Origin of the sequence: Pseudoalteromonas sp. C12FD-1, assembly GCF_037414265.1 — a bacterium.
Classification (GTDB): domain Bacteria; phylum Pseudomonadota; class Gammaproteobacteria; order Enterobacterales; family Alteromonadaceae; genus Pseudoalteromonas.
The window spans coordinates 1-13,833 of the sequence record NZ_JBBEVD010000051.1 but is presented as its reverse complement, the minus strand read 5'-3'; the positions used below and the strand labels follow the sequence as shown (position 1 = coordinate 13,833).

The following is a 13,833-nucleotide window of genomic DNA, read 5'->3' as shown; positions in this document are numbered from 1 at the left end:
TATAGCACACGAAAAAAAACGCTATAAAGCGATACCTTACAAAGTGCTTGCTTTAGTGCATTTAGCATAAAAATTACCTGAGATTAAAGCCAAGCAATGTAAACAAAATACAAAACTCAACTATAGAAATGCAGCTTTGGTATCAAGCTGCTGTTATGGCGTGGCGTAGTTAACTTTAGAATTTAAACGCTATATTAGGGTGCTTATACCCCACAATGCCAATACTAAAATAGTAATAGCAATCATTGCTTTAGTTTTATGTTTACTGATTATTTGCTCAGCTTTATTACCTGCGTAATACACAACAATAGCTAAACCAAAGTAGCGAATTGAACGAGCAATACCAGAGGCTAATAAAAACAAAGCAATAGAGTACTTTGTAGCGCCTGCTGCGAGCATCGCAATTTGAAACGGAATAGGCACTATTCCTAATGTCATTACAAACCAAAACCCTTGATTTTGCATTTGCTGCTTAACATTTTCAAATTGCTCTTGGCTTGAGAACATGTCAATAACCCAGTCACCAATCGCATCAAATAGGTAAAAACCCAGCGCATAGCCAAATAAAGCGCCAATTATACACCCTACCGTGGCCATTAGAGCGATTAGCCAAAGCTTTTCACGGCGTGCTTGCATAAGCGGTACAAGCACGGCTTCAAGCGGAATGGGGACAATCGTAGACTCTAAAAACGACGCCACGGTAATACCCGTTAACATATGTTTTGAGTCAATAAAGTGCCGTGTTTTTTCTTTTAGTTTTTTTTGAATAGCCATGTTAATCCCTTAATAATTTGCCATTGTATGCATCATTGTATAGTAAAAGTATTAAGGTACGCTTAAGCATAAAAAAGCCCGTTTTATAACGGGCTATTATAAATTGCAGTAAGCTATTTAAATGGTTGAGTTGTATACGTCAAACTGCATTTGCATAACACTAGACTGTTCACCCTCAACTAATGCTATAACACGGGTTTCTCGCCCTTGAAGCTCAGTCGGGATTTTTTTAGTTTCAATAAACGTTTGTTGTGAAATTTGATCTTCGCTCACATTAAGCGCAAGCAGTGCTGACTTGACTGTTTCAATACGTTTTAACGCTAACTTTCGGTTGTATTCAAGTGATCCCTTTTTACTAGTATCACCAATCAAAATAACACTCAATAATGGTGAGTTTTCAATAGAGCGAGCAAACTCAGCTACTTTTTGCTTTGCATCAGTAGTAAGTACATGCTTATCAAATTCAAAGTTAATCACCACACCACGTGTTGTGCTTATGTTTTTTTCAAACGGGCAACCATCGTTATCTGTTACCGCTTTAAGGGGCGTATCTGCACACTTATCGCGCTCGTTAATAACCCCATCTTGGTCTTGATCAAGCAAATCATTAGACTGTAACTTTTGCTCGTACGGGCCTGGCTCTGTCGCACAGGCGGTTAAAAGTAAAGCGGCACTTAATAAAGCTATATTTTTCATTATTATCTATCTCCAAGCTGCCAAGCATCTGGCTTATCTACTTTTAAGGCGCTCACTAAACGACCCGTTGCATTGATCAATCTGTAACTAGCAATGCGTTGATCATATGCGGATTCAATATAGTTTCTTCTTGCCGTGAATAATTCAATTTGTGAATCAAGTACATCTAATAACGAGCGACGCCCTAACCCAAACTGTCTTTCGTAGCCTTTTTGCGCAACTTCTGCGTACCCTACATTTTCTTGGTAAAACTTCTTCTGCTCATCTAAAAATACATAAGCATTCCAAGCAAAGCTTGTTGCCTCTTTAACTTGCCTATGAGTTGAATCTTTTACCGCTACAGCTTCTTGATAGCGCCATTTAGCAGCGTCAGTGTCAGCATTTGTTTTACCCCCACTGTATAAATCGTAACTCATTGTTAGCATTATACGGCCATTATCATCTCGCCCTGGTGATCCTGATATATCTCGATTATCTGCAACATCGAGTTCTAAGCTCACTTTAGGCCAATAGCCACTTTTTTCTCGTTGTATTTGTTTATCTGCTGCTTGAATATCATAAATGGCAGCAGCTATTTCAGGATGTGAACTTTTTGCAATTCTCATTGCCTCTTCTAACGAATCAGGCAAAAAATGTGAATCTGCTTTAGGGATAACAAGATCCTCAGGATACTTACCAACTAAATCATAGTAATTTGCTTGTATGTCTAGCAGATTATTTTTAGCCGCTAAATAGCCAGACTGCGATGTTGCTAAGCGCGATTGCACTTGAGCTACATCAGCATCACTTGACAAGCCTCGTTGATGACGTTGCTCAATATCGTTTAAAATATTTTTATGTATTTCTATATTTTTTTCAGATAGTTCAATCAGTTCTATTGCTTTTAATAGATCTAAATACACTTGCACGACTTCAAGGCTGATATTTTCTGCCTCAGAGATTAAACCAAGCTGATCGGCGCGCGCTTCATTATCTAATCGAGCCACCTCTGAAGAAGTACTAAAACCATCAAACAGCATTTGCGTTATTTTTAGACCTAATTCACGGCGATCTAATTCTGTGTCAAATTCACTACCCGATTTATAATTAACATGCTCATAGCCATAGGCCGCATATAAACGTATTTGCGGTAAATATTCACTAAATGCACTGCGCTTATCACGATACTTAGCTTCAAAGCTCGCATATTTTTGCATTAAGCGAGGGTTTGTATTTAATGTTTCTGCTACCGACTGCTCCAACGTCAGAGCACTTACATACCCCGGTGTTAAAGCTAAAACAGAGAGTAATCCTATAATTCGCATTTAATATTCCTATTATGGTTCACGCATGGCATTGGCCTTTGCTCTTAACAAAGGTTTTAACCAGTAATCTAAAACAGTTTTTTTTCCAGTAATTATATCTACCTGAGTTTGCATACCCGGTATGATAGGTTGCTGAGCAATCTGACTTACAGTGGTTTTTATAAAAGCTTGATAATACGCAGTGCCGTCTTCTAAATATTGAGCATCTGCACTAATGTAAGTTACTTCCCCTTCCAATCCTCCATATATAACAAAGTCATATGCAGTAAATTTTACTTTGGCTGGCATACCAACTCTAATAAAACCTATATCTTTTGGTTGTACTTTAGTATCTATTAAAAGCTGATCATTTTGCGGGACTATTTCCATCATCACTTCGCCAGGATCGATTACGCTTCCAATTGAGCGAGACACAATATTTTTTACAGTCCCTCGTACTGGCGCTCTTACCTGTGCTTTTAATAATCTGTCTTCAAGCGCTTTACTACTTTGTGAGATTTTAGCGAGCTCATTACTTACTTCATCTAGCTGGTTTTGTGTATCAGCTAAATAATCAAATACAATCGCTTTACGCTCTTCAAGCACTTGGCTTTTGGCAGCAATAAGCTGCTGTAGTAATGCGCTGGCTTGGTTTAGCTCACCTTTCATTGCAATTTCATCGCGCTGTAATTTAACAAGCTCCATTTCAGCTACAGCTCCAGCATCTACCGCACTTTGTGTTAACTCGACCTCTCTGCTGGTTAGTTTTAAGCTTTGCTTTAACGCTGAAATATTTGCTAGTTGCTCGTTACTTGCCTGCTCTTGTTGCAACAAACTTTGGGTTCGTTGTTGTAATTGCGACTCAAGCTGAGTTAAACGCGATGTGTAAGTGTTATATGCTTGCCTGTATACTTCTGGCGATACGCCCTTACGTGGAATCTCTAAGCGCTGAATTGTCGCACCAAAACTGCTTTGCTCGTCAAGTTTTACACTTTTAAGCTCTGTTAACAGGCGGTTATGTCTAGCAAGTAAAGACTCTCGCTCTTGGCTTGATTCAGCAAAAGCGGCTGCAAAGCGGGTTTCATCGATTAAAAGTAATGGATCGCCTACTTCAACTAACTGACCTTCTTGCACGAGCACCTCTTTTAATATGCCACCGTCAAGATTCTCAATAGTTTGCACACGCTGAACAGGAATAACAGTACCTTGCCCTATAATTACCTCTTCTAGCTTAGCAAATTTTGCCCATAAAACGACTGAAAAAAGCAAAATAAAAACAATAATAACCAACCGCTTAGCTTGCTTTGCAGCTTGCAGCTGCCCCATATATAAATCAGCCATTATTTAGACCCGCTCCCACTATTGGTATTACTTACTCGAGTCACTTTTTTACTCACCAGTTTTACACCGCCCGATACTTTTTCACTAAATAATGATTTAGGGGTTTCAATACTTTTTAATCGGCCATGATCTATAACAAATATTCTATCGCAAATTGAGAGCATTTCTTTGCGGTGGCTAGAAATAACTACCGTTTCGGTACGCTCTTTAAGGGATTTTATTAATAGTTTTTCATGCCCTTCGTCCATTGCTGACGAAGGCTCATCTAACAAAAGTAAAGCATTATTACTTTGCAATAGCGCGCGTGCAATGCATACAGCTTGTCGTTGGCCACCCGATAAAAATCGGCCAAATTCGCCTACTTGTGTTTCAAGCCCGGACTCTAAACGGTCAATAAATCGGCTCACGCCTGATTGCACAAGCGCATTAGTGAGATCGGTAGGGTTGATGTTTTGTGCACCTAAGGTGATATTTTCAAGTACTGAGCCATAAAACAAGCTAGGGCTTTGTGCGACCCAGCCACTTTGCCTGCGCAATGCACTTAAAGACCAATGTTTTATATCTATGTCGTCTATTAAAAGCTGCCCAGAGGTTGCTCTGTATTGACCTGCAATTATAGCTAGTAGTGTTGATTTACCCGACCCTGCGCGGCCGTACAACCCTATTTTTTCACCTTTTTTGATATCAAAGTTAATGTTATGAATAGCTTCTAGTTCTTGCTCATGGTACTGAAAGCTTAAATAACGAGCCGTAATATTGCCATTTAAAGAAGCATCAATTGTACTTTCGCCGCTTTGCTGTTCTTGCTCTAATGCCATTATATTTTTAACTGACTCAATAGCTGTTTGCGTTTGTTTGTACTTTAAAACAAGCCCAGCCAACGAAGATATAGACCCCGATGCTCGACCACTTAACATAACAATAGCAATCAGTGCGCCCATACTAATGTCACCATTGCTTATTAAATACACGCCAAATACGATTAACCCAATACTGGTAAATTGACTGAGGCTAGCCACAGTATGTGTAAGTGTTGTTGCACTGTGGCGTGACTTATTTTGCCAGTCAACCATTTGTGCGAGAGTTTGCTCAAGCTTTTGCTGCGCACTTGCTTGACCATTCATCTGCTTTAACTCAACAAGCTGATTTAAGTTTTCAATTAAGTACGCTTGACGTTGAGTAGATAACTTAGATGCCTGCTCTACGCTTTCATTTAATTTAGCTTGTAATACAATACTTGTAATAATAACAATACTCAGCACAGCAACAGGAATAAGTACAATTAATCCCCCAAGCCAAAATATTAACGCTAAAAACAATAAGGTAAAGGGCAAGTCAATAACTGAAACCAGTGTTGCAGAGGTAATAAATTCCCTAACACTATCAAAATCTTGAACTTGTTTTGCATAAGCCCCCGCAGAGGCTGGGCGCTGCTCAAGCCTCATACCTAATACTTTAGCGTATAACATACTACTTATACGTAAATCTATTTGTCTGCCTGCGGCATCAGTTAAATGCCCACGAGATTGCTTTAACAACCAATCGAATACAATGGCTATTGTTGCACCTGTTGCCAACACCCATAAGGTATCTAGTGCTGCATTGGGCACTACACGGTCATAGACATTCATAGTAAATAGCGGAACGACTAAAGCGAGTAAATTTACCGTTAGTGACGCCAATAATAGTGAATTATAAAAGGGTTTTACCTGCTCCCAAGCAGGCCTTAACCAACTGGGAATACGGGTATGGAGTTTTTCGGAGCGATCATCGGTGACATTTTCGTGCGACAAATACCAAATCAACTCTTTATCAATATCAGTTAACTGCTTTGGTTCTGCTCCATCTTGCGAGCTAAATGTACTTTCTCCCTTACTCTCAAAAAACCAAAAATAGCCATCTTTATCGAGTACCAAGGCTGGGTAAGCATAATGTTTAGGCGCAGTTTGTTGCTGAGCACTCACATTAATATTACTCAATGCTTGTTCTAAATGATGAGCCGAAAACTCATTACTTGGCAAACCAAGTAACAAGTTATCGCTTTGATGGCGCAAATGCAGGGCATCAGCAATGTGCTTGCCAAGTGCCTGCATTTGTTCTCGTTTTAAACTTAACTTCATACGTTTTGATCGCCGTCTAAGCTTTCATTCATACTTTGAGCGAAAGCAGTGTCACCACCACTTGAGTCCTCACTAAATGATTGAGCTTGTGCGCCGCTTGAGCTTGAAGTGTTACTTGCTGAAGCTGAAATAGTCACATCTACCTCTTCGGTAGGTGCTTGTTGAGTCTCACCGTTAAGTGTAGAAAACGCATTAAGTGTTAGCGTGAAACTATCACCTGCGTCGGCATCAACAATTTCTAAGGCTTCAATATCAGTAATATCAACAGTCCATGTATCACCGACCTTTTCACCAACGTTAAAGTTGTATCCATCTGGTAAGCCTGTAATTTCAATATAGCCCGTTTCATCTGCTGCTGGATTTTGTAAATCAACATCAAGGTTTAGGGCGATATTGTTAGTTGAATTACTTGTAACATCATTTGCAGCAGTCCACACAGGCGCATCAGCTTGAGGTTCTAACTCAATAATAAATTCTGATGATTGTGTCTCACCCACACTTGTTACCGTTTCACCATTAATTTGTGCGCTATCAACAGTTGCAACATCAACACTCATGTTTAATGTGCCAAACGCAAGGCCACCGGCATTAAAGTCAAAGTTTTCAATTGAGTTACTGTCACTGGTAATTGTCGCACTAAAGCCGCCATTACCATCGCTAGTAAAGAATACAGTTTCAGTACCGACAGTAATAGACGCTTTGCCGTCAATATACTCAAGTGCACTACTGTCCGAGTCGGCGGCTATATTAACCGTTAATTGAATTGTCTCCGTGCCATCCGCCTCTTCACTAAAGGCCTCTAAGTCAATAGTCAAGGTGTCATCTTCTTGCCCATCGTAGCTTTCAAATGGCTTTTTAGAAAAATCCAGTGCATCGGCTTCTGGGTTTACAACAACCATAAACGAGGCTGAGGTCTGTACTATTTCACCTGGTGATTCATCCTGAGTTAGCGCATTTAGGGTTAATTCAAACTCACCACTAAAATCAAGCGGCGGTACAATAATCAAACCAGCTAATTGCTCTGCAGTAACAGTCCAGCTTGTGGTGTCTTCACCATTAAAGGTGCCACCATCTTTACCATTATTAACAAGCAAATTACCATCAGCATCTTTTAGTACGGCATCTTTTGGCACGCCCGAGATAGTAATTGAAATAGTTTCAGAGCCGTCATCATCTTTTAGCAGCGCACTTAAGCCTGTTAATGCTATATCGGCATCTTCGCTACCTTGTGCATCTGCTACTGTTAATACTGCTTCGTCAGTTACCGCCTCTACAGCAATACTAATTGTATTAGTAACTTGTGTTGTATCAGTGGCAGTACCTGTACTTAATTGTGCGGTATCAACAATGGTTGCTGTTATCTGAATATCTATGTCAGTACCTGATTGGTCTTCAATTGGCTCAACCCCAATACTTGCTAGTGCAGTAGCAAACTCTGCCTCTGTACCGTTATATGTATATGTGTTATCACCGTTGTCGGTAAACATATTATTAGGGTCATACAATCCAACGCCATCCGGTAAGGTAATAATAATTGGCTGAGAAAAATCAACTTCTTCAACCCCGCCATTTTGCTCAGGGTTAGCCTCATCATCTACTTGGTTTAAATCGGTTAAAGCTAATGTTAAGCCTAGTGCTGTGGTGCGGTTGTCTTCCTTAATTTTGTTAATAGCTGCGCTAAACTCACCACCGTCAGCGACTGGAGTTATATCTATTTCTAAAGATTGCGTGTCATCAATATATTCATCGCCACTATCATCATCTACCGCAATGATCGTTACCGGAATAATTAATTGCCCTGAATAGTCATCACCTGCACTGGTAAAGCTTAAATTGCCAAGTGATTCTTCAGGAATAATATATTCAGCAACTTCGCCGTCATCACCTGGAATTGCGATAACCCCATCACCCTCAATAATAAGGCCTTCAGGTAGGCTATCAGCGTTTATGTAAACAGTAACGGTATCGTTCTCATCGTCAGTTAAACTGGTATTAATATGCCCTGTAAAATCAACTGCTTCATCTTCTATTGCATCTACCACCGAAATTTGTAACTGCCCTACTTCAGAAGCCTCTGACGTACTTCCGTCTCCTTCAACAGTAAAGTTAACGGTAAAATTGTCACTTAGTAATACCGCATGGCTGCCATCAGCTACACGGGCTTTAACAGTAACATCTATATCACCTGTAGAATTTTGTGCTTCTAAGGTCACATCAGCAAGTAAGTCATTAATTACGTCTGTTACTGAGTCACTTGTGCCTGCATCAATAGGTATTATCCACCGGCCAGAGCCATCTGGGTACGCACCATTTGGATGAAGCACCTCTATATTTACGCCATCAGGGAGTATTATTTCTATGTGAGTAATAACCTCAGAACCATCAACATCTTCTTCTGTAAAGCTAACAGCCCCCGATAGGCTCAATGTTCTGCTTGAGCTCGTTATTGTGTCATCTGTTGCTTCAAGGCGGGTAACAGCACCACTATTATCGCGCTCGGCACTACTTTGGGTATCAACCTGTCCATTAACAGTGACTGTAACTTGACTACTAATATCTTCGCTCACACTGCCTACATTTGACGTATCGGTTACGGTATAAAGTACATCAACAGTAAGCGTGCCAGAGAAATCCTCATCAGGCAGCAAGCGCACTCTATCACTGGCTAAAACATCCTCAAGCGTTGGGTACTCGGCATTAATTAAATCAGCTAAATCATACCCACTACCTACGTTCACTACCTCACCATCAACATACAGAGTAGTGTTTGCTGGTATGGCTGTAATTACAGCACCTGTTATTGTTTCTGACCCATCACTGTCGATTAAATCTGGGTTAAAATTAAGTGCTATACGTGTATCTTCATTGCCCTCAGACGTTGTTGATAGGCTTTGCGTATTATTGTCAATTGTTGGGTTAAAGTTTGTAGTTACAGCAATGTTGTAATCAGCAGTATCACCATCAGCCTCTGTCGGGACTACTTTAATATTAAAGTTAACTTCACCACTAAAGTCATCAACAGGCGCTAAATAGTAATTTTCCATCTCTGCGGCCGTTAAGCTGTACATTGGCTTGCCATTAGCATCAGTACCAACAATTGATAAATTAGCAGGGTCGCCGTTTACATCTACTAGCATTACCGAGTCTGGTAAGTCAGAAATAACTAAACTAATTGCTTCTGACTGATCCACATCAGAGGTCACAATTAAAAAGTCTAAACGTAGGTTAGTATCTTCCGTACCTTGGGTATTTTTAAGCGTAAAGTTGTTTTCATCTACTGTCGTAAATGTCCAGTTATCATTGCTGTTTTCTTCATCAAGCTCTGGTGGATCTATTTTACCTATAACAGTAAGTTGTAAAGTATCTGGCTCTGTACGTGCTTCTTCACCGGTGCTGGTTTCTGTTGCTATGGCTGTAACCGTAATGTCAAATGTAGCGTCGGTTGCACGGCTGGCATCTTCTTTTTGTTTTAAGAATATGTTCCCTGCTTGCAGCTCTACATCACTTACAAGCCAATTGCCATCTGCATCTTGAGTTAACACATCTCCATTTTCATCTACCAGCTCAAAACCTTCTGGCAATATAACTTCAAAACTAAGCGTTTCGGAGCCGTCTTGGTCAACCAGTAAACCACTGAATAAGTCTATAGCAGGGGTGAGCGCATCTTCATCTACGGTTTGGTTACGCACAAATAAGCGAGGCTCATCAGCAACAGGGGTTATTTCAACCGTTACCGTTTGCGTACTTGATGATGCACTATCGTTGTTTTCAGCTTCTGTTGCTACAGCAGTAATATCAAAAGTAAACGTGCCCGCTACATGCTCTTCGCCAACTACAGTTAAGCTTTGTGCCTCTGCTGCGGTTATTTCATCACCGTTTGATAGCGTACGGCCATTGGCTGTAACGATTAAGCCCTCTTGTATATTATTGATTATATAAGTGAGTGTTTCTGAGCCATCTGTATCTTGCAGTGTAGCGCCAATGTTAATAGCAGCTTCGGTATCTTCTGCAGTTGTGTAACTGTAATCGTTTGTGTTATCCCAATCAGGGGTGTCGGCCTCTGATATAACACTTACTGCTTGAGTGGCGTTGTATTCACGATTGCCATTATCAGTCGTTACTGTTGCATCAATAGTCAGGTTTACCGTTTGAGTTTGGTTTGAGCTATCGCCAAGCGGTTCAAATGTTAAAGCGCCGTTTATAGTTGCTACGCCATTAGCATCAATACTTAACTGGCTGCCACTTAGTACATAATAACCATCAGTAGCTGTTAGCTCACTGCCATTTAATAATAACTTTCCACCTTGTAAAGAGCTTTCTTCAATACGTATTTGAGTAACCGTTTCATTTTGGTCAATATCGCCTGGGTTTACGGTAACAGTAATTGTAGAAGAGCCGTCTTCATTGGCATCTGTTGCAGTCGTAGTCATCTCACCAATGTCATCACTTGTAGTCAATGATAAATCTGCTGTCGCTGTATCACCGTCAGCATCTGTTACAACATAAGTAATTGTGTCGACAAAATCATTTGCTGATGAACCAAATGTAGTGGTAGTAATTGTTACGCTACCATCTGAATTAATTGTGGCTGTACCGTAATCTTCATCACCATCATTTAAAGCGAATGTATCGCCCACATTTCTAACCACATTGTTATAAGTGATGCTTGTTACCGTCGCTCCGTCAGCTCCCCCTTCAAGGTTAGCTAATAAATCGATTGTAACGGTTTCACCTTCAATCAATGCTTTACTTGCACCAGGCAAGCTAGGGATATCATCGGTTACTGTGGCAATAACAACACTTTGTGAATTTGATATATCCCCATCTGCATCTACCGCGACTAAATCGATTGTTACATCAAGTGTGTTTTCTCCATTACCCGCTTCGTGGTCTAAGGCTTTGAACTGCTCGTATTCAAAGGTTCCATCAGCATTAAACTTAACGCGGAAAATTGTTTCAGCTGCCCCGTTTTCGCCTGTTGGTGCTGTTGCTAAATACCAGCCATCATCGTCAGCTGTATTTGACAGCGTAACGTCTTCACCTGAAGAGGTGTAACCAGAAAAGCTAAAGCCGTCAGCTAGCTTCACTTCAACAACTTCATCTGAGCCTGATGTAACACTAATATTGCCCTCAGTTTTAATTGAGTCGTTATTACGTAAGCCTTCTTCGTCAACCGCTGGAGCGCTATCGCCTGAAGTTGTGACACTAGGTGACTGACCATCTTCTACGTTTACTGCTAATGCACTTTGTTCTCTAGTGCCATCGGCATCGGTTGAAACAAGAGGTACGTTAATAGCAAGCGTTGCTTCTTGTGAATCTAAATGATCAATAGCCCCTGCGATTTCAAAGGCAATGTTGTAACTTTCAGAGGTGCCTGCTGCTACATCCACATCAGTTGGAAGAGTTACCGTAAATACAGTAACGCCATTAACTACACCGTTTGCGGTACCATCCTCATTAACTCGCCATGTAATCGGCTCACCGTTTTGGGTAAGAGCATTGCCATTGCTATCAAGTACGGCGTCACCTGAAGCTACATTCATACTAAGTGATTTAACAGCCTCACCGCCAGCCGTAATAGTAATGCTCTGTGTATCTGATTGACCAGTACTGCCTGTTTCTGGGCTTTCTGCGACATTGAACGTAGGTGAGGTTTGCGTTGCATTAGCACTATCTGTAACGTTTACAGTAATATTTTCCTCATCAATATCGCCATCTTGATCTTGCAATTCAATTGCCAGGTTAAAGCTACTATTGCCGTTATTATCAATAGGGCGAATAAGCTCAATGGTATATTGTAAGTTTTCTTGGCTGCTTGTGCTGTTTGTGATCTCAGGTAAAGTTGCAATAAATACAGGGTTATTTATATCACCTGTATGTGCTGTAAGCGTTAAGCCATCTTCACTTAAAGTATATTGAATATCCTCACCACCAGAGGTTAGTGCAGGTTGCGAGCCAGTTACAGCAAAGGTTAACGACGAAAAGCTATCACTGCCAATAACAGTATCTAATGTACCGTTAAATGTATCTGAGCCGGACGCTAAACCTGACTCATCAAGGTTTGCAGAGTCTATATTGGCAAGCTGTGGTCCTGTGCCATCTTTAACGGTTATGGTTACATTACCCGCACCGCTGATTGCTGTACCATCACTATCCTCACCATTAACAGAAAGCGCAAAGTCTATATTTTCTCCATCAGGGTTATCAAGCGGTAAGCTTACTGTTGTTTGAACCCTAGCATCTAAATCTTTACCATTGGCATCTTGCGTTGCACTTACGCTAAAGCGGATAACTTCGTTACCATTTGCAGAACCCGTAATTGTTTTTCCGTCTTCGCTTAATGCAAAGGTAATAGCTACACCAGCACTTGTTAAGTTTAACGCATTTAAGTTTGCGATAGTGTCATCAAAGGTGATTGAATCAGCAACTAGTGCATCAGAGCCTGCCACAACAGCAAAGGATTTATTATTTGTTGTTGTAACGCCATAATCACTTTCTGTATAAGTAGCAGCTTGATCTGTAAAGCTGCCCGCACTGCCATCTTGTACTGTAAATGTGGCTGTACTTGATGAACTACCAACACCGTCGCGATCTTCTATTGTGTATTCAATCGTAAACTGTGGTGAAGGAGTTGAGTCTCGATTATCAAGCGCGTTAAAGCTCCATGTGCCATCGCTGTTAACCGTTAATGTACCTTCATCGGTTACTATCGTGGCTGGTGTACTTGTTGTTACATCATAATCAGTGCCATTAAATGTTACACTTGTAACAGTTGGTGCGCCCTCTACTACACTGTCGTTTGTGACTAAGCTACCTGTTGATACTCTACCCGCATCGGTGTCGGCTTCTGTAACTGTAAAGCTGTCGTCACTACTTTGTGGGGCAGAGTCGGTAATAGTAACGGCTGTTGGTACAACGACTAGTTCGGTTGTGCCATCGGCATCTGTTTGTAGTGCATCAACAAAAATATCAGTAAGTAAGCTTTCACTTTCGTGATCAATAGGTGCATGTAGCGTAGTAGTAAGTTCTCCACCTACAAGCGACACACTTAGCACTAAGTTACCTTGCGAGTCTTTTACCTCTAAAGATAAACCATCATTTGCTAAGGTAACCGAAACAGGGCTGCCGTCTACCGTTAAGCCTTCAAGACCAGATTGGTTTGTACTTAATGTAAGGTCAGCGTTATCTATTTCTATTGAACTAGTCGCTGAGCTTGTGCCGCCATTTGCTGTATTACTTTCATTTAATGTTTGGCTATCAAGCGCATCGAGTGTTGGTGCGACATCTTGCGCTGCGTTTCCTGCAGAATCAGTAACAGTTGCCGTAATAGTCCACTGCTGTGTATCATCAAGCTCAGATATATCTATACCGTTAACGTTCCAAGTTCCACCATTTGCGACTGCTGCAGTCACTACTTCACTAGTAGTGCCATCAAAAATTGTAAGTGTAACGGTAGAACCTGGTTCAGCATCGGTTGTACCGTTTAGCGTGGTTACTTCACCCGCTTTAAAGGCTCTACTGTTAATGCCGTTTTCACCAGTATCAATATCAATATTAATGGTGGTGTCTTTAGTAAAGGTGGTTTCGTTTGTGGCTAAATTACCTTCAACGTCTAATGC

The 13,833-nt window shown here is 40.9% G+C and carries 6 protein-coding genes; all 6 read right to left on the bottom strand.

What is annotated here, in order from left to right; genetic code table 11:
* Nucleotides 1–189: 189 nt before the first annotated feature.
* Nucleotides 190–774 carry a YqaA family protein gene (locus WDB87_RS06380; protein ID WP_337849387.1) on the bottom strand — a complete coding sequence of 195 codons (585 nt, stop codon included), beginning with the start codon at nt 772–774 and terminating at the stop codon, nt 190–192.
* Between the two features lie 117 nt (nt 775–891).
* The gene (locus WDB87_RS06375; RefSeq protein WP_286245150.1) at nt 892–1,470 is read right to left on the bottom strand and encodes an OmpA family protein; all 579 of its coding nucleotides are present in this window, start codon (nt 1,468–1,470) and stop codon (nt 892–894) included.
* A gap of 2 nt (nt 1,471–1,472) precedes the next feature.
* On the bottom strand, nt 1,473–2,774 hold the full coding sequence (locus WDB87_RS06370) for a TolC family outer membrane protein (RefSeq protein ID WP_337849386.1): 1,302 nt from the start codon (nt 2,772–2,774) through the stop codon (nt 1,473–1,475).
* A 12-nt stretch (nt 2,775–2,786) separates the two neighbouring features.
* On the bottom strand, nt 2,787–4,094 hold the full coding sequence (locus tag WDB87_RS06365; protein ID WP_286245152.1) for an HlyD family type I secretion periplasmic adaptor subunit: 1,308 nt from the start codon (nt 4,092–4,094) through the stop codon (nt 2,787–2,789).
* On the bottom strand, nt 4,094–6,214 hold the full coding sequence (locus WDB87_RS06360) for an ATP-binding cassette domain-containing protein (RefSeq protein ID WP_286245153.1): 2,121 nt from the start codon (nt 6,212–6,214) through the stop codon (nt 4,094–4,096). Before WDB87_RS06360 ends, WDB87_RS06365 begins: the two co-directional genes overlap by 1 nt.
* On the bottom strand, nt 6,211–13,833 hold a 7,623-nt coding region (locus tag WDB87_RS06355; RefSeq protein ID WP_337849385.1), incomplete at its 5' end, for a beta strand repeat-containing protein. The genes WDB87_RS06360 and WDB87_RS06355, both read right to left, overlap by 4 nt.

Excerpts from the sequence above, each read along its gene's own strand:
- WDB87_RS06375 (WP_286245150.1), bottom strand. The coding sequence starts at position 1,470 with ATGAAAAATATAGCTTTATTAAGTGCCGCTTTACTTTTAACCGCCTGT.
- WDB87_RS06380 (WP_337849387.1), bottom strand. The coding sequence starts at position 774 with ATGGCTATTCAAAAAAAACTAAAAGAAAAAACACGGCACTTTATTGAC.
- WDB87_RS06365 (WP_286245152.1), bottom strand. The coding sequence starts at position 4,094 with ATGGCTGATTTATATATGGGGCAGCTGCAAGCTGCAAAGCAAGCTAAG.
- WDB87_RS06360 (WP_286245153.1), bottom strand. The coding sequence starts at position 6,214 with ATGAAGTTAAGTTTAAAACGAGAACAAATGCAGGCACTTGGCAAGCAC.
- WDB87_RS06370 (WP_337849386.1), bottom strand. The coding sequence starts at position 2,774 with ATGCGAATTATAGGATTACTCTCTGTTTTAGCTTTAACACCGGGGTAT.